This is a genomic window from Shimia aestuarii, from assembly GCF_022814865.1.
GTDB classification, from domain to species: domain Bacteria; phylum Pseudomonadota; class Alphaproteobacteria; order Rhodobacterales; family Rhodobacteraceae; genus Shimia; species Shimia aestuarii_A.
The window spans coordinates 57552-81149 of sequence record NZ_JAKVRD010000001.1; the positions used below are offsets into that span (position 1 = coordinate 57552).

A 23598-nucleotide genomic window follows, 5' to 3' on the forward strand; every position below is an offset into this window, starting at 1 on the left:
CTGACGCCCCTTTCTCCCAACAGGTAGGACTCATGCGGGTTTTCCTTCTGGCGCTTGCCGCCATCCTGTCCCTTGCGCCTTCGCTTCAGGCCCAGAGCGGCTCCGGCAATACCCCGGTGCAAGACCTCCTTCAGGTACATCGCGCCCTGATCGAAAAAGGCTCGCGCAAATCCATCGCCCCGGCCATCGACGCCATTGCGACAAGTGGCCTACCCGCCGCCCAAACCGTGCTTCAAACCTGGCAGTCTAAGGACATGTGGCAGCGCGAAGAAGACGGGCTTTTCTTCCGCGCCGAGGAAATCGCCAAGAAAACCTACCGCCTCTATGACTTTGATAGCGGCGATGCCGTCGGCGACTACGACAAGGACGCCCTTGACCAGCTCAAACCCAATAGCGGCGTGCGCGCCATGATCGGCACCGCGCTCGTCGTGTTCCAACTCTCCGACCCCGATCCGGCCCGCCGCCGCGATGCGCTCGACGCGCTGCAGCGCGACGCCGAGGCCAGCCACCTCGCCCCCCTGCGCGCCTCCCTCGAAGGTGAGACCGACCCGGAAATCAAGGCCCGCAAGGAACAGCTCGCCACGCTCCTGACCCTGCGCTTCGGCGCCGATGACACGGCCCGCATCGCCGCCATCGAAAGTATCTCGACCGATATCTCCCTCGACGCCCGCGCCGCGCTGAACATGCTCCTGACCACCAGTCGCGAAATCGCCCAAGGCCCGGTGCCCCAAGGCGTGAATGTCGCCGCCATCCTGACGCCCGGCGAAGACATGCCCGAGGCCGAGGCCTATGCCATGCTCGCCGACAAGGGTCTCGCTCCGCCGCGCCTCTCGCCCGACGATATTCGTAACACGCTCGCCGCTCATATCGACGGCGGCAAGGTCGGGGGCGTCCCTCTCGCCGCGCTCAATACGGACGCCGCCCGCGCCACGGCCTACGCCGCTCTTGTCGAGGCGGGCCTCGCCCCGGCCCAACCGACCGAAGCCGCAATCAAAGAGGCCCTCGCCGCCCATACTATCTACGACGCCTATGCCGAGCCCTCCGCCGCCGTGACCGCCGCCGCCGAGGACGCGCTCGCCGCGATCAAGACCCGCGTCGGCCTGAACCAGATGCTCGACCTCGCGCTCGATGGCATCTCGCTCGCCTCGATCTTCTTCCTCGCGGCCATCGGCCTCGCCATCACTTTCGGCGTCATGGGCGTCATCAACATGGCGCATGGCGAGTTCATCATGATGGGCGCCTATACCGGCTATGTGGTGCAACAGTTGATCCCCAACTACACCGTCTCGATCCTCGTGGCCCTGCCCCTCGCCTTCGCCGTGACCTTCGCCGCGGGCGTCGCGATGGAACGCCTCGTGATCCGCTGGCTCTACAACCGCCCGCTGGAAACCCTTCTGGCGACCTTTGGCATCTCCATCGCGCTCCAGCAGATCGCCAAGAACATCTTCGGCACTCAGGCCCGCCCCCTGACCTCTCCGGGCTGGCTCGATGGCGCGTGGGTGATGAACGACGTGGTCTCGATCTCCTATATCCGCATCGCGATCTTCGTTCTCGCGCTGACTTTCCTCGCGCTATTCCTCTTCATCATGAAACGCACGCGCCTCGGCCTTGAAACCCGCGCCGTGACCCAAAACCCCCGCATGGCCGCTTCCATGGGGATCAACCCCGACCGCGTGAACATGCTGACCTTCGGCCTTGGCTCCGGCATCGCCGGGATCGCCGGCGTCGCCATCGGCCTCTTTGCCAAGGTCACCTCGGAACTTGGCTCCGACTATATCGTCCAATCCTTCATGACCGTGGTTGTCGGCGGTGTCGGCAATATCTGGGGCACGCTCGCAGGGGCCGCGATGATCGGCTTCCTGCAAAAGGGCATCGAATGGATGAACCCCTCAAACACCCTCGCGGCCCAAACCTACATGATCATCTTCATCATCATCTTCATTCAGTTCCGCCCCCGAGGCATCATCGCCCTCAAGGGCCGCGCCGCAGGAGACTGATCCAATGCCGCTCTGTTTCCCCGCCCTCTTCACCTGTCTCCCCCCGTCTTCATCAAAAGAAAACGGCCCGGGATGTTCAAAGAGTTCCGCCCCCGCCACGGAGGCCACCGCATGACCCGGCAACCCTTCATCGCGCGAAACCCCTCGCTGCTGATCTTCCTCGCCTGCCTTGCGCTGTTTACCCTTCTCGTGACGGTGTTTTCCGAAGCCATGGGCACAGGCCTCATCTCGACAAGCTTCGTCAAAACACTGGGCAAGACGCTCTGCCTCTGCCTCGTCGCCATCGCGATGGACCTCGTCTGGGGCTATGCGGGTATCCTCTCGCTTGGCCATTTCGCCTTTTTCGGGCTCGGCGGCTACATGATCGGCATGTGGCTCATGTATGCCCGCACCCGCGACATCGTCGTGACCTCCATGGCCAATGCCGAGATCCCGCCAACCGACGCCGAGGTCATCTCCGGCATTGGCAACCAGATCTTCGGCGTCGTCGGAAGCTCAGACTTCCCCCTGATCTGGGCCTTCTCCCATAGCTTGACGCTGCAACTGATCCTCGTGGTCGCCGTGCCGGGCCTGCTGGCGCTGGTCTTCGGCTGGCTCGCCTTCCGCTCACGCGTCACGGGCGTCTATCTCTCGATCCTGACCCAGGCCATGACCCTCGCCCTCGCCCTCTACCTGTTCCAGAACGACAGCGGCTTGCGCGGCAATAACGGCCTTTCCGGCCTTCAAAACCTCCCCGGCGCCGACGCCATCCCGCAGGCCACGATCTCGCTCTGGTTCCTCTGGGCCTCGGCCCTTGCCCTCGCGCTTGGCTATGGCTTTGCGACATGGGTCGTCTCGGGCAAGTTCGGCTCGGTCCTGCGCGGCATCCGTGATGACGAGGCGCGCGTGCGCTTTCTTGGCTACTCGGTCGAAGGCTACAAGCTCTTTATCTTTACCGTCACCGCCATCATCGCCGCCATCGCCGGCGCGCTCTATTACCCACAGGCGGGCATCATCAACCCCGCCGAAATCGCCCCCATCGCCTCAATCTACCTCGCGGTCTGGGTCGCCATCGGCGGGCGTGGCCGCCTCTACGGCGCGGTCATCGGCGCGGCCTTCGTGTCGCTCGTCTCCACTTGGTTCACCGGCGGTCAGGTGCCCTCGATCCCGCTCGGCTTCTACACGGTCGACTGGGTCGATTGGTGGCTCGTTCTCCTTGGCCTCTCCTTCGTCCTCGTGACGCTTTTCGCGCCCAAGGGCATCGGCGGCCTCTTCGACCTCATCACCGACCGCCAGAGCCCGATGCGCCACGGCCAAGACCTCGGCCCCGACCAAGGCGCGCTTCAGGAAAAGGAGGCCGACTCATGAAAACCCTTCTCGAAGTCTCCGGCGTCTCGGTCTCTTTCGACGGCTTCAAGGCGATCAACAACCTCTCCTTCCAGATCGGCAAGGCCGAGATGCGCGCCATCATCGGCCCCAACGGCGCGGGCAAAACAACCTTCATGGACATCATCACCGGCAAAACCCGCGCCGACGAAGGCCGCGTGCTCTGGGGCGACAAATCCGTCTCGCTCCTGAAGATGAGCGAAGCCCAGATCGCCCGCGCCGGGATCGGCCGCAAATTCCAGCGCCCAACCGTGTTCGAGGATCAAACCGTCTTCGCCAACCTCCTCCTCGCGCTCAAGAAAGACCGTGGCCCCTTCTCGGTCCTGTTCTACCGCCAGAACGCTGCGGATACCGAGAAGGTCGCGGCGCTCGCTGCCGAGATCGGCCTGACGGACCACCTTGCCCGCAAATCGGGCGAACTCTCCCACGGTCAGAAACAATGGCTCGAGATCGGCATGTTGCTGGCGCAAGACCCGCAACTTCTCCTTGTCGATGAACCCGCCGCCGGGATGACACCCGAAGAACGCGAACACACAACCGCCATCCTTGTGGAGGCCGCCAAGACCCGCGCCGTGGTCGTCGTCGAACATGACATGGAATTCGTGCGTCGCCTCAACTGCAAGGTCACCGTCCTGCACGAAGGTTCGGTTCTCGCCGAAGGCGGCCTCGACCACGTGACAAGCAATCAGGACGTCATCGACGTCTATCTGGGACGCTAAGCGATGCTCAAACTCGACAATCTCACGCTCCACTACGGCAGCTCGCAAATCCTCAACGACATCTCCATGCAAGCCGACCTTGGCAAGATCACCTGTGTCATGGGCACCAATGGCGTCGGTAAGACCTCGCTCCTCAAGGCGATCTCCGGCACCCATATCCGAAGCGGCGGCGCCATGACCTTCAACGACGAGGACATCGGCAAACTCCCCGCCCACGCCATGGCCCGGCGCGGGGTCGGCTACGTGCCGCAGGGGCGCGATATCTTCCCGCTGCTGACGGTGCGCGAGAACCTCGAGACGGGCTATGCCTGCCTGCCGCCTTCCGAACACGTCATCCCGGACGAGATTTTCGAGCTGTTCCCGATCCTCAAGGACTTCCTGCACCGGCGCGGCGGCGACCTTTCGGGCGGCCAACAACAGCAGCTCGCCATCGCGCGCGCGCTCATCACCAAGCCGAAACTGCTGCTTCTTGATGAGCCGACCGAGGGCATTCAGCCCAATATCATCAAGCAAATCGGCAAGGTCATCACCTACCTGCGCGACCGGGGCGACATGGCAATTATCCTCGTCGAGCAGTTCTTTGATTTCGCCTATGACCACGCCGACGATTTCGTCATCCTGCGCCGTGGCAGCGTGGTCAAATCCGGTCCTCGCGCCACGCTCAGCCGTGATGAACTTCTCGAAGCGGTCTCCGTCTAAGACGCCCCTCAATCCACATTCCGCCTACTTCTTGGGCGCAGCTGCTTAAGAAATGGCGCAACCGCCCGGTTTTCACGTCAAGGTGATGGGAAATGAGGCATCTCATTGCCGCCATACCGGGGCGGCGTAGCGTGGTGATATGACAGAATCAAAGCCCCATCTTGACGAGATGTTCGTCTCCGAGGGTGCCCCCCGCGCCCCTTATGAACTTTATCACGATTGGTTCTCCGGAGAGGACATCAAGCACCTGCGGCGCAAGTCCGCCGAAGCCGAAGCTTTCTTTCGCCGCATCGGCATTACCTTCAATGTCTACGGTCAGGAAGACGCCGACGAACGCCTGATCCCCTTTGACATTGTGCCCCGCGTGATCTCGGCCCGCGAATGGGCCCGGCTCGAACGCGGCATCGAACAGCGCGTGCGCGCGATCAACGCCTTCCTGCACGACATCTACCACCGTCAGGAAATCCTGCGCGCAGGCCGCGTCCCGAAAGAGCTGATCGCCGGGAATGAGGCTTTCCTCCCCGAGATGATCGGCGTCTCGCCCCCCGGCGGCGTCTATACTCATATCGTCGGCGTCGATCTCGTGCGCACCGGCCCGGACGAGTTTTTCGTGCTCGAAGACAACGCCCGCACACCCTCCGGCGTCTCCTATATGCTCGAGAACCGCGAGACGATGCTCCAGATGTTCCCCGAGCTGTTCACCAACATGAAGGTGCGGCCCGTCTCCGACTATCCCCGCGCCCTGCGCCGCTCGCTCGCCGCCAGCGCCCCGCCCTGTGTGACCGGCAAACCCGAGGTCGCCGTGCTCACCCCCGGTATCCACAATTCCGCCTATTTCGAACATGCCTTCCTCGCCGACCAGATGGGCGCCGAACTTGTCGAAAGCACCGATCTGCGGATCACCGATGGCCGTGTCTCGATGCGCACGACGCAAGGCTACAAACCTGTTGACGTGCTCTACCGCCGGGTCGATGACGCCTATCTCGACCCGCTGACCTTCAACCCCGAAAGCCTGCTTGGCGTGCCGGGGATCATGGATGTCTACCGCGCGGGCAATATCACCATCGCCAATGCGCCCGGCACCGGGATCGCCGACGACAAGGCGCTCTATTCCTACATGCCCGATATCGTCGAGTTCTACACCGGCGAGCGGGCCATTCTTCAGAACGTGCCGACATGGCGCTGCTCAGAGCCGGACGCGCTCAAATACGTGCTCGACAACCTTGCCGATCTGGTCGTGAAAGAGGTGCATGGCTCGGGCGGCTACGGCATGCTCGTCGGCCCCGCCGCCTCCAAACGCGAACTGGCCACCTTCGAGAAGAAACTCCGCGCCCGCCCCGCGAACTATATCGCCCAACCGACGCTGGCGCTGTCGACCGTGCCGATCCTGACCCAGAAGGGCCTCGCGCCGCGCCATGTCGACCTGCGCCCCTTCGTGCTCGTCTCGCCCAACGAGATCAACATCACGCCCGGCGGCCTGACCCGCGTGGCGCTCAAGAAGGGCTCTCTCGTGGTGAACTCGTCACAGGGCGGCGGCACCAAGGACACATGGGTATTGGGGGAGTAACCAGATGCTAGGAAGAACCGCAGGTGGCCTGTTCTGGATGTTCCGCTACCTTGAACGCGCCGAAAACACCGCACGCCTGATCGAAACCGGCTGGCGCATCGCCCTGACCCGCTCTGAACGGGCCGAAACCGAATGGGAAAGCGTGGTGACGACCGCCGGTCTGCGCGACGCCTTCCTCGCAAAGTACGACAGCTTTGATCCCCAATCCGTCGTCAACTTCCTCCTGCGCGACCGCGATACCCCCTCCTCTGTGCTCTGCACCCTAAGCGCCGCGCGCTCCAACGCCCGCATGGTGCGCACCGCGCTCTCCTCCGAGGTCTGGGAGGCCACCAATGAATGCTGGATGGCCATCAAAGACGCGCTCTCCCGCCCGGTGACAACGCGCACCCTGCCCGAGATCCTCGCCGCGATCCGCTACCGCACCGCCGTGGTGCGCGGCGCCCTGCATGGCACCATGCTGCGCAACGACATTTTCGCCTTTGCCCGCCTCGGCACGTTTATCGAACGCGCCGACAACACGGCGCGCATCCTCGATGTGAAATACTACGTCCTCTTGCCCTCCGCCGCCTTCGTCGGAAGCTCGATGGACAACACGCAATGGGAAACCATCCTGCGCTCGGTTTCTGCCGACCGCGCCTTCCGCTGGCTTCATGCTGGCGAAAGCTCGCCTCTCGCCATTGCCGACTTCCTGATCCTCGATCAACGCATGCCGCGTTCTCTCGCCTTCTGCTGCGCCGAGATCGGCGACAACCTCGCTATGCTCGAACGCGAATACGGCGAAAGAAGCCCCTGCATGGATCTCGCCCAGACACTCTGCCAAGGCTTCATGTCGCGCAACATCGACGAGATCTTCGAAGACGGCCTGCACGAATTCCTAAGCGATACCCTATCCGCTGCCGCCTGCCTCGCCGGACAGATCGAGCAGGATTTCAGGTTCAACGGATAACATCACATGCGCCTCCGGATATCTCACAAGACCACCTACAATTACGACACACCCGTCCACTACGCGCTTCAACAGTTGCGCCTGCGCCCCCGAACCGGCCACGGCCAGACCGTCCACGACTGGACCACCGAGATTTCCGGCGCCACGCGCCAGTTGAGCTTTGAGGACCAATACACCAACCAGACCGACCTCCTCCTCGCGGATGATGGTACAACCCATATCGAGGTCCATTGCGAGGGCATCGTCGAGACCACGGATACCGCGGGCGTCATCGGACGGCACAAGGGTTTTGCCCCGCTCTGGCTCTTCGAGAACGAAACCGCGCGCACCAAACCCGGCCCCGAGCTGCGCCGCCTTGCCCGCGACGTCGCCAATGCCGACGACACGCTCGCCCAGATGCACGCCCTTTCGGCAACGATCTACGAACAGGTCACCTACGACATCGGCAAGACCGACAGCACGACACCCGCCGAAACCGCCCTCGCCGCCGGGCATGGCGTCTGTCAGGACCACGCCCATATCATGATCGCCGCCGCCCGCCTGCTCGGCCATCCCGCCCGCTACATTAGCGGCTATCTCCTGATGGAGGGCCTCGTGGAACAGGACGCCTCGCATGCCTGGTGCGAAGTCTGGACCGACTCGCTCGGTTGGGTCGGTTTCGATGTCTCCAACCGCATTTGCCCGGACGACCGCTATGTCCGCGTCGCCACGGGGCGCGACTATGGCGACGCCGCCCCGATCCTCGGAATTCGGCAAGGTATGGGACAGGAAGACCTCCATGTCGCCTTGCAAGTTCAGCAATAAAGCTGTTCTTAGGGTCAAACCTCAAAGGACGAGACGTCGATGACATATTGCGTTGGGATGATGCTGGACCGCGGGATGGTGTTCATGTCGGACACCCGGACGAATTCCGGCGTCGACAATATCTCCACCTTCCGCAAGATGGTGATCTGGGAGAAGCCCGGCACCGCCTGCATCACGGTGATGACCGCCGGAAACCTCGCCACGACGCAGGCCGTGATCTCGCTCCTCGAGGAACGCTCCAAATCGCCCTTCGAACGCGATCCCGACATTCTTAGCGCAAGCTCGATGTTTCAGGTCGCCACGATGATCGGCAACACCCTGCGCGAGGTCATCTCGACCCATGCCGACGAAGGCCAACGCGCCGACGCCGCCTTCAACGCCACGATCCTCGTCGGCGGCCAGATCGCAGGCGGCGAGCCGCGCCTCTTCCTGATCTATCCCGAGGGCAACTTCATCGAGGCCAGCGCCGACACCCCCTTCTTCCAGATCGGCGAGACCAAATATGGCCGCCCGATCCTCCTGCGCGCCTATGATCCGGCAATGAGCTATGAGGAGGCAATCAAGCTCCTGCTCGTCTCCTTCGACTCCACGATCAAGGCCAACCTATCGGTCTCCCTGCCGCTCGACGTGCATGTCTACGAGAAAGGCGCGCTCACCACCGGCCGCCGCTTCCGCATCACGGGCGATGATCCCTACTACCAGGAAATCTCCGCCGGCTGGGGCGACGCCCTCAAAGCCGCCTTCGCCCAACTGCCGGAATTCTCCTTCGATTGAGGCCGCACCACCGCGATACCGACGCAATACCGACGTGATACATATGTGAGCCTGCGCACAGATCCTAGGCCACGCGATTGCCTTTGCTCCATACCGCACGAAGCGCCGGAACGCCTTCGGTCAGGCGGAAGCGGATCAGATCACCCTGAAGCCCCGCCTCGATCCGGCCCCGGTCATGCAGTTCCGTCATCCGCGCAGGCGTCGCCGTCACCGTCGCCATGCCCTTGGCCATATCGCCCCAATGCTGCCCCAACTGCACCGCCCCAAGGAGAAGCGAGCCGGGTACATAGTCGGACGAAATGATGTCGAGAAGATCAAGATCGGCAAGGTCAATCGCCGCGACATTGCCCGAATGCGACCCCCCCCGCACAAGGTTCGGCCCGCCCATAATCGTCGCGATTTCCTTTTGATGACAAGCCCTTGCTGCCTCTTCCGTGGTCGGGAATTCGGCCAGGTGAATCCCGTAGGAGGCCGAGGTCTCGACCTGCTCCGCGGTGGTATCGTCATGGCTCGCAAGCACCGCGCCAAACCGTTTCGCCGCCGCCACGGTCGCCTGTTCATGCTTTTCGCCAAGCCGGTCCCGCAGCCCATAGAGGAAATCGCAATATTCCTTGAACCCTTCCGCCGGAAGCGCGTATTTGCCCCGGATATAGGCTTCGAACTTGGAGATATCGGTGAATTGCCGCTGCCCCGGCGTATGATCCATCAGGCTCACGATCCCAACCCGATCTTCCGGCCCGAACTCCTCCAATTCCTCAATCAACGTCTCCGAACACGTCTCCGCCCTGAGGTGCAGATGGTGGCTGATCTTGAGGCCTCCATGCTCGCGCATCGACAGGATTTCATTGGCCATCTCGCGCGCATATTTGCCGTATTTCTTATTCGGATCCGACAGGATCGACCCAACCCGGATCGCGTCGAAAACGGTTGTAATCCCGACACTTGCAAGCTCGGCGTCATGGGCCACAATCGCCGCCTGATGCGGCCAGTCGACCTTGGGGCGCGGATGCAGGTGACGCTCGAGGTTGTCGGTGTGAAGCTCGATCAGGCCCGGCGCAACAAAGTCGCCGTCGCAATCTTCTGCGCCCGCAGGCACCGCCGTGCCGCTATCAACCGCGGTGATGATGCCGTCCTTTACGACAAGGCTGCCGCGGAGCGTTTCTTTCTCAAGAACAAGGGTGGCATTGGCGAGGATCATGTCTTGTGTCATCAGGATGTTACGCTGTTTTGTCAGTGGCGTGGAAAACGAAAGGGGCCCCATGCAGTTTCGCAGATTTGGCATCTACTACACCCCCCAAAGCGGCGCCTTCGCCACGTTCGGCGCGCAGTGGTTGGGTTGGGACATCGAGACAGGCGCGCGCGTCGCGCACCCAGAGATTTCGGGCCTGCCGCGCCCGGTCGAAGAGATGACCGCCACGCCGCGCAAATACGGGCTGCACGGCACGATCAAGCCGCCCTTCCAACTTGCGGAGGGGACGACGCAGGAGGTGCTTGAAAGCGCGATGGCAAGTCTCGCGACGCGCCTCGCCCCGGTAACGCTCGACGGGCTGAGCCTGAGCCGCATCGGCAGCTTCGTGGCCCTCACCATCGCAGGCGATCAGTCGCCGCTCGCGGACCTTGCCGGAGAGGTCGTTCAAGATCTCGACGCCTTCCGCGCCCCGCCAAGCGACACTGAACTCGCCCGCCGCCGCAAATCCAACCTCACCGCGCGCCAAGAGGCGCTTCTGGCCGCGTGGGGCTACCCTTACGTGTTGGACGAGTTCCGCTTTCACATCACGCTCACAGGCCGCCTTGCGCGTGGCGAGGCCGAAGCCGTCCAAACCGCCCTCGCGCCGCATCTCGCGCCGCTCCTGCCCATGCCCTTCAATGTGCCGGACCTGACGCTTGTCGGTGAGAATGAGGACGGAATGTTCCATGAAATTCAACGCTTTGCCCTTTCCGGAGAGAGCGCCTGAAGCACCGCTGCAACGGTCTCGTCTAGCGGTCCGTCATTGCTGATCTCGATCACATCCGCACCTTCGGGCCGCACATAACCCGCCCTTGCAAGCCGCGCCGCGATCTCTGCCTCGCTCTCGCGCCCGCGCCCGGCAAGCCGATGGGCAAGCGTCTCTGGCGCTGCTGTGAGGGATAGAACCGCAAACCCCGGATAGCGCGCCCGCGCCTCGTCGAGCACCGCCCGCGACAGGTTCACAAGGGCGATTTCTCCATCCGGGCGGCCCTCGACCTCCGAATGTGGAATGCCATAGGCCATCCCATGCGCGCGCCACCAAAGGCCGAAATCCCCCGCTGCGGCACGCGCCGCGAACTCCGCCTCGCTCACGCCCTCGAACGTCTCGCCCCCCGCATCTGAGGGCCGCGTGATGACCCGCCGCACGAGCCGCAATCCCGGCACGCGCGCGGCAAGCGCCGCCATGACGGAATCCTTCCCGACACCGGACGGCCCCACGACCCCTATGAGCCGCGCCGACATCAGGCGGCCTTGGGCGTATAGACCGAGACGTCGATCTCGCGGTCGCAAACCCGGTCGCGCGCCGCCTCGTCATGGAAAATCCCCACGATCGCCGCCCCCCGCGCCTTGGCCTCCTCGATCAGCGACAGAACCGTCTCGCGGTTCGCCGCATCGAGGCTCGCCGTCGGCTCGTCGAGAAGCATCGCCGGATAGTCATGCGCAAAGCCCCGCGCGATGTTCACCCGCTGCTGTTCGCCGCCCGAAAACGAGGTCGGGCTGAGGCTCCAAAGCCGTTCGGGAATCCGCAGCCGCGTCAGCAGATCGCGCGCCCTGTCACGCGCCGCCTCCGTCTCCACGCCCACCGCCAGAAGCGGCTCGGCCACAACATCGAGCGTCGGCACGCGCGGCACCACGCGCAGGAATTGCGACACATAGCCAAGCGTATGGCGGCGCAATTCGAGGATCTCGCGCGGCTCCGCCTTGGTCACATCGACCCCATCGACAAGGATATGCCCTGACGCCGCAAGGTAGTTGCCATAGATCATCCGCATGAGCGTCGACTTGCCTGCCCCTGACGCGCCGGTCAGCGCAACACATTGCCCGCGCGCCACCGACAATTCGGCCCCCTGCATCACGGGGATCACAACGCTGCCTTGATTGTGGAGCGTGAAGGTCTTGGAAAGATTGGAAATCTCGATCATCATCCGGTCCTCAAACTTGCAGCACAGAGCTGACGAGAAGCTGCGTGTAGGCGTGTTGCGGATCGTCCAGAACCTGATCCGTGAGGCCGCTTTCGACCACATGCCCGTCTTTCATCACCATGAGCCGATCCGCCAGAAGCCGCACAACGGCAAGGTCATGGGTCACGATGATCGCGCTCAATCCCATCTCGCGCACAAGGCCGCGCAACAGGTCGAGAAGCCGCGCCTGCACCGACACATCGAGGCCGCCCGTGGGCTCATCCATAAAGACAAGCCGTGGCCCGGTGACGAGGTTGCGCGCGATCTGCAAGCGCTGCTGCATGCCGCCGGAAAACGCCGTTGGGCGATCATCGACCCGGCTCTCGTTGATCTCGACCCGGCCGAGCCAGTCAATTGCCTCATCGCGGATATGCCCATAATGCCGCGCGCCCACAGCCATGAGCCTTTCGCCCACATTGCCGCCCGCCGAAACATTCATCCGTAGCCCGTCACGCGCATGCTGATGCACAAAGGCCCAGTCCGTGCGCGAGAGCATCCGCCGCTCCGGTTCCGACATCGTCACCGTGTCCTTCACCGCGCCATCGCGCATCTCGAACAAGACCTCGCCGGTATCTGGAGTCAAAATACCGGCGAGGCAGTTGAGAAGAGTGGATTTTCCCGATCCACTCTCGCCAACTATCCCCATGACCTCTCCGGGATAGAGATCAAAACTCACATCGCGACACCCGATCCGGGCGCCATAGCGTTTCTCGATGCCCTGCACCTTGAGAAGCGGGGTCATGCTGCGTCCTCCTCTTGCGTGGAGACGCCTTGCGCGCCCACATGGCCCGCTGCGCGTCGTCCCGCGCAGTAATCCGTGTCCGAGCACACGAACATCCGTGTGCCCGCGTCATCCATGATGACCTCGTCGAGATAGCTGTCCTCCGCCCCGCAAAGGTCGCAGGGGTGGTCCGCCTTGCTCGCCTCAAAGGGGAAGTCCTCGAAATCGAGGCTGACCACCTGCGTATAGGGCGGCACCGCGTAAATCCTCTGCTCACGCCCCGCCCCAAAGAGCTGAATCGCCGCCATCTCGAGCTTGGGATTGTCGAATTTCGGGATCGGTGACGGGTCCATCACGTACCGCCCCTCTACCTTCACAGGATAGGCATAGGCCGTCGCAATCGCACCGTGCCGCGCGATATCCTCGTAGAGCTTCACATGCATGAGGCCATACTCCTCGAGGCTGTGCATCTTGCGGGTCTCGACCTCGGAAGGCTCAAGAAACCGGAGTGGCTCCGGGATCGGCACCTGATAGACCAAGATTTGATCCTCGCGCAGAGTCTCTTCGGGGATACGGTGGCGCGTTTGGATCACGCTCGCCTCCGCCGTCGCCTCTGTCGTCGCGACGCCCGCCGTCTTCTCAAAGAACTTGCGGATCGACACCGCGTTGGTCGTATCATCCGCGCCCTGATCGATGACCTTCATCGTATCGTCCGGCGTGAGTGTCGCCGCCGACACTTGAACACCCCCTGTGCCCCAGCCATAGGGCATCGGCATCTCGCGGCTCGCGAACGGCACCTGATAGCCCGGAATGGCCAACCCCTTGAGGATCGCCCGCCGGATCATCTGCTTGGTCTGTTCGTCGAGATAGGCAAAATTGTAGTCGCTCATTCCGCGGCCTCCTGTTGCACGGTCTCGCCCGCCTCCATCGCCTCGCGGCGCAGCTTACGGATGAGTTCCAGCTCGGATTGGAAATCGACGTAATGGGGCAGCTTAATATGCTCGAGGAACCCCGTCGCCTGGATATTGTCAGAGTGATAGAGGACGAACTCCTCGTCCTGCGCCGGGGCGCCAAGGTTGTCCTCGCCCAACTCCTTCCAACGCAGCGCCCGGTCCACCAGCGCCATGGAGATCGACTTGCGCTCGGATTGGCCAAAGACGAGGCCATAGCCGCGCGTGAACTGCGGCGGCTCGGTCTTGGAGCCCGCAAACTGGTTCACCGTCTCGCATTCCGTGAGTTCAATCTCGCCAATGTCGATGGCGAACCCAAGCTCGGGAATGTCCATCTCGACCGCCACGCGCCCGATCCGCAATTCCCCGACAAAGGCGTGGTTACGCGCGTATCCGCGTTGCGTCGAATAGGCCATGCCAAGGACAAAGCCCTCGTCGCCGCGTGTGAGCGATTGCAACCGCAACGCCCGATCCGCCGGAAGCTCAAGCGGCTCGCGGGTCAGATCGCCCGGCACCTCGTCGCTCTCATCCTCGGTCTGGATAAGCCCCTCTTTGTTGAGAAACTCGGTGATATGCGGCACCGGTCCGGGCTTTGCTTCGGCCTCTGCCGCCTCCGGCACCTCACCCTCTGCCGCCAAAGCGAAATCCAAAAGACGGTGCGTATAGTCGAACGTCGGCCCCAAGACCTGCCCACCCGGCGCGTCCTTGAACGTCGCCGAAATCCGCCGATCACAGGCCATATCCGCCGTCTCGACCGGCTTGGAATATCCGAATCGCGGCAGGGTCGTGCGATAGGCCCGGATGAGGAAGATCGCCTCGATCATATCGCCCCGCGCCTGCTTGATCGCCAGCGCCGCAAGGTCGGGATCATAAAGCGACCCTTCCGCCATCACCCGGTTCACGGCAAGGCTCAACTGCTCGCGGATCTGCGCGACGGAGAGCTCCGCCACATCGCGGTCGCCCCGCCGTTCCTCGGCCAACCACGCATGCGCGTTGTCAATGGCGCGCTCGCCACCCTTCACAGCCACATACATCAGAAAGCCTCCACACGTGTGGTGCGCGGCAGCGCCGCAAGGCGGCTCCCGGCACAGAAAAAGAAATCAAGCCCGAGCGGGAACAACACCGCATTGCGCTGAAACGCCGCCACCTCGGGAAGCGAAAGCGCCGCTTGTGTCTTGATCCCCGGCCCGCGCAGCACCGCACCTTCTGCCGCAAGCGCGTCCATCTCGACAATCACTGTCGCCGAGCGATCCGGATATTCCGCCGTGCCGATGGCATAGACCTCAAGCGGCTGCACCGCGCACCATGTCCCGACCACGAACATCGCCTTCTGCGGCGCCACGACCGGCGCACCGATATGGAACGCGATCCACTCTCGCACATCCGCGCAATCATGCGCCCCGCAAAGGGCAATCGGCGTTTCCGGGTCGCACAGCGTCAAGAGCAACACCCCCGCCGCAACAGACATCGGCGCCGGCGGCACCGCGCCCGCGACCTCTTCGATCACACCGGGCCGCGCCATGACATTCATCGCTGCGCGAAACGCATGCGCCGCATCCACAGGCGCATCCGCGAACCCACCCTTGAGAACATCCGCATTCATCAGTCTTCCCCCCGCACCATGGTAAAGAAATCGACCTTGGTCGCCGCCGCCTTGGCCGCGCGCGTGGCGCTGTCTGCCGCCATCTCGTCCTGCAACGGGATCAGAAGCTCTGCGCGCACCTGCGCCGCCGCGTCGCCTTGCATGACAGCATCGACAAGCGCCGCGATCCGCGCCTTGTCCTTGTCGCGCCCCTGCACATAGCCATGCCCAACCTCGCCCGAGGCAAGCTGGAGCGAGCAGCGCGTGACCGTCATTTCTCCAAGATTGAAGGGCGCACCCGTGCCGCCCATCCGTCCGCGCACCATCGTCGCGCCGATCTCCGGCGCCCGAAGCCACGTAAACTCCGGCGCCATCTCAAGCGCCTGCCAAAGCGCCGCAAGCCGCGCCGCCGGCGCCTTGGCCAGCGCGCTCATCCAATCGCGGCGGGTCATTTCAACTGTCATCTAGACACCTTGTCGATTTGTCTATTTTCCTATACAACTAGACAAATCATTACGCATTCCCCGCGAGTCGGGCAATCCCACCCCTCATGAAACTTTTTTGACATGACCCAATCGCGCAAGAAGACGCCTGTCTGGCAATCCATCTCCCAGAGCCTCACCGCCGACATCGGCGAAGGCCGCTATCGCCCCGGCGACAAGCTCCCGACCGAGGCCGAGCTTTCGGCGCGTTTCGGGGTCAATCGCCATACCGTCCGCCACGCGCTCAAGGACATGGCAGAGCGCGGCCTCGTCCACGCCCGGCGCGGTGCAGGTGTTTTCGTTGCCCAAAGCCCGACCGATTATCCCATCGGCAAACGGGTCCGGTTTCACCGCAACCTACAAAAGGCCGGACGCCTTCCGGCCAAGGAAACCCTCTCTATCGAAACCCGCTCTGCCGACGCGCGCGAGGCCGAAGCGCTGGCGCTCTCCAAGGGGGATCGCGTGCATGTCTACGAGGGCCTGTCGCTCGCCGATGACCAGCCCATTCTCGTCTTCCGAAGCGTCTTTCCCGCCGACCGATTTCCGGCCCTCCTCGAGCATATGACCGCCTCGCAATCCGTCACCGCCGCGCTTAAGGCCTGCGGCATCGAAGACTACACCCGCGCGTCGACCCGGCTGACCGCGAAACGAGCCACCGCGACACAGGCGCTGCACCTCAGAATCCAGGAAGGCGACCCGATCCTGCGCAGCGTTGGAATCAACGTCGACCCCGATGGCGTGCCAATCGAATACGGCGTCTCATGGTTCGCAGGTGATCGCGTCACGCTGACTTTTGCCGAAGGCGATGAAGGCTAATCCATTGTATTTAAATAATGAATAGTCACTTCACGCAACGCCCCTAAGCTGCTCAAAAACCGCCCCTTCATCAAAGGATGGATTTTGGCAAATCTTTCTGTACCCTGATTCGGCGCGCTCCCGGAGGAGGAAGCCGGCCGCGCATTTCGCAGGAGGATCGGCCATCACGCCGCGTAAGACACACATCGACAAGGTGCTGAGCACGGTGCAATCCGGCTCTGCCGCGGCCCGTTCGACACTGGCCGCGTCGTGGCATCGTTCGGTCAAACACTACGGCCTCGATCCCGCCGAACACCGCGCCCCCCAACGCATCAGCGCAAGCGAATTGCAATCCCGCCACGAACAGCAGGAACGCTTCATGCTCGTCGCCGCCCCAAAGCTCGATCAGCTTTTTGGTCTGGTCGGCAATTCCGGCTGTGGCGTGCTGCTCACAGACGAGACGGGCGTGGTGCTCGACCAACGGTGTTCGGACGGCGACAGCGCGATTTTTCAGGACTGGGGCCTCTGGACCGGCGCCGACTGGAGCGAGGCCGCCGAGGGCACCAACGGCATCGGCACCTGCCTGACCGAGAAACGCCAGGTCATCGTACATCGTGACGACCATTTCTTTGCTCGCAACATCGGCATGAGCTGCATGGACGCGCCGATCTTCGGCACCGATGGCAACGTGGTCGCCGCGCTCGACGTCTCCTCCGCCCGTGCGGATCAGACCGAAGCCTTCAACCGCCTCATCGGTGCCACCGTCGCCCAGACCGCGCGCCAGATCGAGGCGGATTTCTTCCGGGCCTCCTTCCCTGACGCCCGCATTGTGATTGCCGATAGCGGCGAGACCGATAGCTCCGTCCTCCTCGCGATCGATGCCGACGATATCGTCATCGGCGCGACCCGTGGCGCACGCAAGTGCTTCGGGCTTGAGGCCAACGGCGCGCTCAAACCGCGCCCCGCGACCGACCTCTTTGGCCGCGAGGACGGCCCCTCGGGGTTCGAGAAAGCCGAGCGCGCCGCCGTCATGCGCGCACTGGCACGCGCCGACGGCAACGTCTCGCGCGCCGCCCGCGCCCTCGGAATCGGACGCGCCACGCTCTATCGCCGCATGAAACGCCTCGGCATCGGCGATTAAGCGACGCGACCTGTCTCATTCCTGAGACACATCCCCCCTCTGACCTGCTCTGCCCCCGCTGACTTGGGACCGCCCCCGCGTCATCCTCAGTCGCATCCGGGGAGAGGAGCCCCGGCTCAAGAGGAGGACAATCCATGAATGAAATGACACAAACCGCTGGGCAATTCGCATCGCCCTTCAAATCCCGCTACGACAACTTCATCGGCGGCAAGTTCGTCGCCCCCGTAAACGGCAAGTATTTCGACAACATCACCCCGATCACCGGTGCCAAGGTTTGCGAAGTTGCGCAATCCGATGCCGCCGATGTGGAGCTTGCCCTCGACGCGGCCCACGCCGCCAAGGACGCCTGGGGCAAGACCTCAGCCGCTGAACGCTCCAACATTCTGCTGAAGATCGCCGATGTGATCGACGCCAACCTCGACCTGATCGCGATGGCCGAGACCTGGGACAACGGCAAGCCGATCCGCGAAACCACCGCCGCCGATATTCCGCTCTCCGCCGACCATTTCCGCTATTTCGCTGGCGTGCTGCGCGCCCAAGAAGGCAACATGTCGGAGATCGACGCCGATACTGTCGCCTATCACTTCCATGAGCCGCTCGGCGTCGTCGGCCAGATCATCCCGTGGAACTTCTCGATCCTGATGGCCGCTTGGAAACTCGCCCCGGCGCTGGCGGCAGGCAACTGCATCGTCCTGAAACCGGCGGAACAGACCCCCGCCGCGATCATGGTGCTTGTGGAACTGATCGCCGATCTCCTGCCCGCAGGCGTGCTCAATATCGTCAACGGCATGGGCCCGGATGTCGGCGGCCCGCTCGCACGTAGCCCACGCATCGCCAAGATCGCCTTCACCGGCTCGACCGAGACCGGCCGCAAGATCATGCAGGCCGCGACCGAGAACCTGATCCCGGTGACGCTCGAACTGGGTGGTAAGTCGCCCAACATCTTCTTCTCCGACGTGATGGCCCAAGATGACGCCTTCCTCGACAAGGCGGTCGAAGGTTTCGTGCTCTTTGCCTTCAACCAAGGCGAGGTCTGCACCTGCCCGTCCCGCGCCTTGATCCAGGAAGACATCTATGAAGAGTTCATCGCCCGCTGCATCGAGCGCGTGAAAGCGATCAAACAGGGCGACCCGCGCCTCCCCGACACAATGGTCGGCGCTCAGGCGAGCCGCGAACAACAGGACAAGATCATGTCCTACCTGACCATCGGTGTCGAAGAAGGCGCCGAGGTACTCGTGGGCGGCGACGCTGCGCGCTTCAACGGCGATATCGCAGAGGGCTATTACATCCAGCCGACGATCCTCAAAGGCCACAACAAGATGCGCGTGTTCCAGGAGGAAATCTTCGGCCCCGTGGTCTCCGTCACGACCTTCAAGGACGAGGAAGAGGCCCTCGCCATCGCCAATGACACGATGTATGGCCTCGGCGCCGGTGTCTGGACCCGCGATGCAAATCGTTGCTACCGCTTTGGCCGCGCCATCGAGGCCGGTCGCGTCTGGGTCAACAACTACCATGCCTACCCGGCGCACGCGGCCTTTGGCGGCTACAAACAGTCGGGCATCGGACGCGAAACTCACAAGATGATGCTGGACCACTACCAGCAGACCAAGAACATCCTGATGAGCTACAACCCCAACAAGCTCGGGTTCTTCTAGACCCTCCCCCGTTCCGCTCCCCGGAACACTCCCGAGCCAAGCAGGCGCGCGCGATCCCCATCGCGCGCGTCTTTCCGTTTGGTCAAGACTTTCCCGATTGTCACGCTGGCGACACAGAACACCCCTAAAATAAGCCGAAAACGTGTTTCACACACATCAAGAGCAGGCCCATGCCACAACGTCCTCTTTCCCTGCGCCTCACCGGCGCAACGATCCTGCGCGACGGCGCGCTACAGCAACGATCCCTCGTGATCGAGGACGGGCGCATTTCCAAGGGCCCGCTGCAAGAGGTGGACCTCTCGGGCTACCTGCTCCTGCCCGGCATCATCGACATGCATGGCGACGCCTTCGAACGCCACATCGCCCCGCGCCCCTCGGCGCCCTTCCCGCTCGAAACCGGCCTGCGCGCGACGGATCGTGACGCCGCCGTCAACGGCGTGACAACCGCCTGGCTCGCCCAGAGCTGGAGCTGGGAAGGCGGCCAACGCGGCCCCGATTTCGCCGAAGAACTGTTCTGCGCGATGGACGATTTCCGCGACCACGCCCTAAGCGACCTACGCATCCAGATCCGTTGTGAAACGCACACCGTCGAGACAGCAGACCGCCTGCTCGCCGCCGTGGAGCGGCACAAGATCGACTACGTGGTGTTCAACAACCACCTTGATGAGGCGCTGCACGTCGCCCGCCTGCGCCCCGAGGAAATCACCCTCTGGGCCAAGAAGGCCGGCCGCACCCCGACGCAGCACATGCGCCTCGTGCATGACGCGCTTGAACAAACGCCCCGCGTGCCGCGCTATCTCTGCCGCCTCGCAGAACGTTTTGACCAACTGGGCGTGCGCTATGGCTCGCATGACGATCCCGATGGCGAGACCCGCGAACGCTTTTCCATGATCGGCGCAAAAATCTGCGAATTCCCCACCGCGCGCTCCGCGGCAGGCCTCGCCCATGCGGTCGGCGATCATGTCGTCATGGGGGCGCCCAATATCGTGCGCGGCGGCTCGCAATCGGGCAATATCGCCGCCGTCGATCTCGTAAGCGCTGGCCTCTGCGACGTGTTGGTCTCCGACTACTATTACCCCGCCCTCGCCCAAGCGGCCTTCCGCCTTGCTGATGATGGCATCCTGCCGCTCGAGAAGGCCTGGAAGATGATCTCGGAAACCCCGGCCCGCATCATGGGCCTCGCGGATCGCGGCTATTTCGACTATGGCCGCCGCGCCGATGTGGTGATCGTCAACGCCGCCACCCGCGCCATCGAGGGCACGATCTCCGCAGGCCGCATCACGCATCTCGTCGGCGAGGCGGCACATCGCTTCTTCGGCGCGGCAACCCCGGTGCGCATGGCCGCCGAGTAGTTATTCGTATTTCTCGAGGAAGGCTTCCGCCTCCAAGGCGCGGAAATCGTCAAGCGCGGCGCGCAGGCGGTCATGGTCCCAATCCCACCACGCCAACGCCATAAGACGCTCGGCAATCGCCTCCGGGAACCGCGCCCGGATCGGCTCTGCCGGGATGCCCGCCACGATCATGTAGGGCGGCACGTCCTTGGTCACGACCGCCCCCGCCGCCACAACCGATCCATGGCCAAGCGTCACCTCAGGCTTCACCATCGCGCCATGGCCGATCCATGTATCATGCCCGATATGGGCGACGCGTGATTTGCGATGGGCAAAGAACGCCGCATCCGCCTCCGCATCGTCCCAATAATCCATCGACCGATAAAGAAAATGATGCAGGCTCGCCTTTTCCATCGGATGATCCGTCGCGCCGATCCGGCTGAAGGCGGCGATATTGGCGAATTTGCCGATCCGCGCATTGGCGATCTCGGCCATCCTGTCGCAATAGCTATAGTCGTCCAGATGCGCGTTTAGCACCCGGCTCCCCGCACCGATCTCGACAAAACGCCCAAAGGTGCAGTCCTCGACAATGCTGCCGGGATGGATGAACGGGGACTCGCCCAGACGTGCCATATCGTGTCTTTCTTTAGTGTCTGCTGGTGAGCGGGCTTAATGCCCGCTCTCGCTCCCGGCGATCAGGCGACGGCGGAGCCAGCCCGAGAACCAATCCATCGCCATGACCATGAGGATCACCAGAACGATGTAATAGCTGACCTCTTCCCAATCCTTCTGCGTAATCATCGCCTGCGTCAGCAACAGACCGATGCCGCCCCCGGTGATCGCGCCGATGATCGTCGCGCTGCGGGTGTTGGATTCAAGGTAATAGAGGATCTGGCTGAGAAGCACCGGCGTCACCTGCGGGATCACACCAAAGCGATAGCGCTGCACCGGCTTCGCCCCGGTCGATTGCACCCCTTCGATCTGTTTCTCATCCACGTTCTCAAGCGCCTCCGAGAACATCTTGCCGAAACTGCCCGTATCCGTGATGAGGATCGCGAGCGCCCCGGTAAGCGGCCCCGGCCCAAAGGCGCGGGCAAGAACGATGGTCCAGATGAGCGCATCCACACCGCGGAAAAAGTCAAAGAACCGCCGCATGACCTGCCGCACAGCCATCAGCGGCGAGAAGTTCTTCGCCGCAAGGAACGCCAGCGGAAGCGCCACAATCGCCGCGCCCATCGTGCCAAGGAAGGCCATCAGGATGGTCTCGAACAAGGCCCAGACAACTTCGCTATGGCGCCACATCTTGTTGTTCCAGAAATCATTCCAGATCGCCCCGGCCTCGCCATCAAAGGCACGCCCGACAAGATTGCCAAAGCTCATCCCGTGATAGGGGCTATCGAGGGTGAAAAAGAACAATTCCCAGCCGGTGAAATAGCGGAAAACCTCGGTCCGGTTGCGCGTCACCGTAAGACGCCCGGCCTCCGTGGTGATCGTAAGGCGGTTCTTGGATTTGTTGATCCACTCCGGCAGATCGCCCTCCGGCAGGGTCGTCACGACGCCCTTGCTACGCGAGGTTTGGGCATGGATCGTGCCATAGCCCGGAATATCATAGGTCACGACCTGCTCGGGCAGGAATGTCACGACATGCCCATCCTCAAGGTCGATCCGTGTCGTCTCGCCAAGGCTGACCCAATCGGGCGCTTCGCCTTCCGGGTAGGTGCCCTTGCGCTCGCCCTCAATCGCGACCTCGACACCGCCAGTGCGGTTGTCGCGCGCCACATGGGTCTTGTAGCTATAACTATCCGCGACAAGCGCGCGGGCATTGTCGATCTCAAACCGCTTGATGAGGCCCGGCACGTCGAAGGAAAAGAACGTGTAGGTGAGGTAAAGCAGGATCAACAGCGGCAGACCAAAGGCCAACAGGCGCTTGCGCCGGAAAATCCCGTCCGCTTCAAGTTTGAGCGTATCCGTCGCCGTCATGGTCATGCCGTCACCTTGCGTTTGTCTTTGCGCCCATGGGTAAGCTGTTCGCGGAAATGGCTCGAAATCTGGTCCACCACGACGATCGAGAAGAACAGCAAGAGGAAGATCGCCGCCGCCTCGTCATACTGCCCCTTGCCCCAGCTCATGGCGTTCTTAAGCTCATAGCCGATGCCGCCCGCACCAACGAAGCCAAGGATCGCCGAGGCGCGAATATTGATTTCAAAGCGCAGGAGCGCATAGCTGAGATAGTTCGGGCTCACCTGCGGAATGACGCCAAGCCACATCCGCTGGGCCCAGTTCGCCCCAACCGAGGAAAGCCCCTCAACCGGCTTGAGCGACACGTTCTCGTTCACCTCGGAGAACAGCTTGCCAAGCGCACCCGCCGTGTGAAACGCGATGGCGATCATCGCCGGCACCGGCCCACCACCCATCACAAAGATCAGGACAAGCGCGATCACGATCTCGGGGATCGCGCGCATGATGTCCATCAGGCGCCGGAACACCGGGATCAGGCGTGGCCACCGGGCAAGACCCCGCGTCGCCAGAAGCGACAGGATCATCGCCCCCATCGCCCCAATGAGCGTCGCGGCCCCCGCGATATTGATGGTCTCGATAAGAGAGGGGAAAAACTTGACGAAATGCGCCGGAAGCTCGGTGACTTTCTCACCCGCCTCGCTGAGCACTTCCTTGGGGAAATCAAAGAACCGGTGAATCCCGTCCCAAAAGCCGCCGGCATTGCGGTCATCCGCAATCATGAACCCCGACACCATGAGCGCGATGAACACGATCAGGAGAATCCCGTCCATAAGCCGCTTGCGCCGGACGAGCGCGAGGTAATCCGCGCGCATTTCCTCGATATTGCCGTGTATTTCCGTCATGACTGCCCCTCGTCAGAAAA

At 62.9% G+C, this 23598-nt stretch carries 24 protein-coding genes; 13 read left to right on the forward strand and 11 right to left on the reverse strand.

What is annotated here, in order from left to right; translation table 11 throughout:
- Nucleotides 1-32 precede the first annotated feature (32 nt).
- From urtB to MK745_RS00325, 8 genes are all read left to right on the forward strand, one after another.
- Nucleotides 33-1997 (forward strand): urea ABC transporter permease subunit UrtB, encoded by a 1965-nt coding sequence (urtB, locus tag MK745_RS00290; protein WP_243611273.1) that lies wholly within the window; start codon nucleotides 33-35, stop codon nucleotides 1995-1997.
- Nucleotides 1998-2108: 111 nt separating this feature from the next.
- Nucleotides 2109-3344, forward strand: coding sequence for an urea ABC transporter permease subunit UrtC (gene urtC / locus MK745_RS00295; RefSeq protein ID WP_243611274.1), 1236 nt, complete (start codon nucleotides 2109-2111; stop codon nucleotides 3342-3344).
- Entirely contained in the window at nucleotides 3341-4081 is a 741-nt protein-coding gene (gene urtD, locus MK745_RS00300; protein ID WP_243611275.1) for an urea ABC transporter ATP-binding protein UrtD, read from the forward strand. The genes urtC and urtD overlap by 4 nt, the downstream gene beginning before the upstream one ends.
- 3 nt (nucleotides 4082-4084) lie before the next feature.
- A complete protein-coding gene (gene urtE, locus MK745_RS00305; protein ID WP_243611276.1) occupies nucleotides 4085-4780 on the forward strand; it encodes an urea ABC transporter ATP-binding subunit UrtE in 696 nt (231 codons plus the stop codon).
- Nucleotides 4781-4919: 139 nt separating this feature from the next.
- Entirely contained in the window at nucleotides 4920-6347 is a 1428-nt protein-coding gene (locus MK745_RS00310) for a circularly permuted type 2 ATP-grasp protein (RefSeq protein ID WP_243611277.1), read from the forward strand.
- A 4-nt stretch (nucleotides 6348-6351) separates the two neighbouring features.
- A complete protein-coding gene (locus tag MK745_RS00315) occupies nucleotides 6352-7293 on the forward strand; it encodes an alpha-E domain-containing protein (protein ID WP_243611278.1) in 942 nt (313 codons plus the stop codon).
- Nucleotides 7294-7299: 6 nt separating this feature from the next.
- Entirely contained in the window at nucleotides 7300-8097 is a 798-nt protein-coding gene (locus tag MK745_RS00320) for a transglutaminase family protein (protein ID WP_243611279.1), read from the forward strand.
- Between the two features lie 39 nt (nucleotides 8098-8136).
- Nucleotides 8137-8871 (forward strand): proteasome-type protease, encoded by a 735-nt coding sequence (locus tag MK745_RS00325; RefSeq protein ID WP_243611280.1) that lies wholly within the window; start codon nucleotides 8137-8139, stop codon nucleotides 8869-8871.
- Between the two features lie 64 nt (nucleotides 8872-8935).
- Here the strand turns inward: MK745_RS00325 and MK745_RS00330 are convergent, their stop codons facing one another.
- Nucleotides 8936-10081 (reverse strand): alpha-D-ribose 1-methylphosphonate 5-triphosphate diphosphatase, encoded by a 1146-nt coding sequence (locus MK745_RS00330; RefSeq protein WP_243611281.1) that lies wholly within the window; start codon nucleotides 10079-10081, stop codon nucleotides 8936-8938.
- A 49-nt stretch (nucleotides 10082-10130) separates the two neighbouring features.
- Here MK745_RS00330 and MK745_RS00335 point away from each other — a divergent pair, with 49 nt between their 5' ends.
- Nucleotides 10131-10826, forward strand: a complete 696-nt coding sequence (locus MK745_RS00335; protein WP_243611282.1) for a DUF1045 domain-containing protein — start codon at nucleotides 10131-10133, stop codon at nucleotides 10824-10826.
- Here the strand turns inward: MK745_RS00335 and phnN are convergent.
- From phnN to phnG, 7 genes are read right to left on the reverse strand one after another with little or no spacing between them, the layout of a single operon-like run.
- Complete coding sequence (phnN, locus tag MK745_RS00340) at nucleotides 10793-11341, reverse strand: phosphonate metabolism protein/1,5-bisphosphokinase (PRPP-forming) PhnN (protein ID WP_243611283.1); 549 nt, start codon at nucleotides 11339-11341, stop codon at nucleotides 10793-10795. The two genes, MK745_RS00335 and phnN, sit on opposite strands and share 34 nt — an antisense overlap.
- On the reverse strand, nucleotides 11341-12021 hold the full coding sequence (gene phnL / locus MK745_RS00345; protein ID WP_243611284.1) for a phosphonate C-P lyase system protein PhnL: 681 nt from the start codon (nucleotides 12019-12021) through the stop codon (nucleotides 11341-11343). The genes phnN and phnL overlap by 1 nt, the downstream gene beginning before the upstream one ends.
- A 10-nt stretch (nucleotides 12022-12031) precedes the next feature.
- Nucleotides 12032-12802 carry a phosphonate C-P lyase system protein PhnK gene (phnK, locus tag MK745_RS00350; RefSeq protein ID WP_243611285.1) on the reverse strand — a complete coding sequence of 257 codons (771 nt, stop codon included), beginning with the start codon at nucleotides 12800-12802 and terminating at the stop codon, nucleotides 12032-12034.
- A complete protein-coding gene (locus MK745_RS00355; RefSeq protein WP_243611286.1) occupies nucleotides 12799-13671 on the reverse strand; it encodes an alpha-D-ribose 1-methylphosphonate 5-phosphate C-P-lyase PhnJ in 873 nt (290 codons plus the stop codon). The genes phnK and MK745_RS00355 overlap by 4 nt, the downstream gene beginning before the upstream one ends.
- Nucleotides 13668-14765: a carbon-phosphorus lyase complex subunit PhnI gene (locus tag MK745_RS00360; RefSeq protein ID WP_243611287.1), complete on the reverse strand. Its 1098-nt coding sequence runs from the start codon at nucleotides 14763-14765 to the stop codon at nucleotides 13668-13670. The genes MK745_RS00355 and MK745_RS00360 overlap by 4 nt, the downstream gene beginning before the upstream one ends.
- Nucleotides 14765-15334 carry a phosphonate C-P lyase system protein PhnH gene (gene phnH, locus MK745_RS00365; protein WP_243611288.1) on the reverse strand — a complete coding sequence of 190 codons (570 nt, stop codon included), beginning with the start codon at nucleotides 15332-15334 and terminating at the stop codon, nucleotides 14765-14767. Before phnH ends, MK745_RS00360 begins: the two co-directional genes overlap by 1 nt.
- Nucleotides 15334-15777 (reverse strand): phosphonate C-P lyase system protein PhnG, encoded by a 444-nt coding sequence (phnG, locus tag MK745_RS00370; RefSeq protein WP_243611289.1) that lies wholly within the window; start codon nucleotides 15775-15777, stop codon nucleotides 15334-15336. The genes phnH and phnG overlap by 1 nt, the downstream gene beginning before the upstream one ends.
- 102 nt (nucleotides 15778-15879) lie before the next feature.
- On the opposite strand from phnG, the gene phnF reads away from it, so the two are divergent.
- The 4 genes from phnF (at nucleotide 15880) to MK745_RS00390 (ending at nucleotide 20738) form a co-directional block, all read left to right on the forward strand.
- Entirely contained in the window at nucleotides 15880-16611 is a 732-nt protein-coding gene (gene phnF / locus MK745_RS00375; RefSeq protein ID WP_243611290.1) for a phosphonate metabolism transcriptional regulator PhnF, read from the forward strand.
- Nucleotides 16612-16804: 193 nt separating this feature from the next.
- Nucleotides 16805-17731, forward strand: a complete 927-nt coding sequence (locus MK745_RS00380) for a helix-turn-helix domain-containing protein (protein WP_243611291.1) — start codon at nucleotides 16805-16807, stop codon at nucleotides 17729-17731.
- A 134-nt stretch (nucleotides 17732-17865) separates the two neighbouring features.
- Nucleotides 17866-19386, forward strand: coding sequence for an aldehyde dehydrogenase (gene adh / locus MK745_RS00385; RefSeq protein WP_243611292.1), 1521 nt, complete (start codon nucleotides 17866-17868; stop codon nucleotides 19384-19386).
- 170 nt (nucleotides 19387-19556) lie between these two features.
- Nucleotides 19557-20738, forward strand: a complete 1182-nt coding sequence (locus MK745_RS00390) for an alpha-D-ribose 1-methylphosphonate 5-triphosphate diphosphatase (protein WP_243611293.1) — start codon at nucleotides 19557-19559, stop codon at nucleotides 20736-20738.
- Here the strand turns inward: MK745_RS00390 and MK745_RS00395 are convergent, their stop codons facing one another.
- The 3 genes from MK745_RS00395 to phnE (MK745_RS00405) are packed head-to-tail and all read right to left on the reverse strand — an operon-like array spanning nucleotide 20739 to nucleotide 23578.
- The gene (locus MK745_RS00395; RefSeq protein WP_243611294.1) at nucleotides 20739-21350 is read right to left on the reverse strand and encodes a chloramphenicol acetyltransferase; all 612 of its coding nucleotides are present in this window, start codon (nucleotides 21348-21350) and stop codon (nucleotides 20739-20741) included.
- 36 nt (nucleotides 21351-21386) lie between these two features.
- Complete coding sequence (phnE, locus tag MK745_RS00400) at nucleotides 21387-22697, reverse strand: phosphonate ABC transporter, permease protein PhnE (protein ID WP_431978959.1); 1311 nt, start codon at nucleotides 22695-22697, stop codon at nucleotides 21387-21389.
- A gap of 2 nt (nucleotides 22698-22699) precedes the next feature.
- On the reverse strand, nucleotides 22700-23578 hold the full coding sequence (phnE, locus tag MK745_RS00405; protein ID WP_243611296.1) for a phosphonate ABC transporter, permease protein PhnE: 879 nt from the start codon (nucleotides 23576-23578) through the stop codon (nucleotides 22700-22702).
- Between the last annotated feature and the right edge of the window lie 20 nt (nucleotides 23579-23598).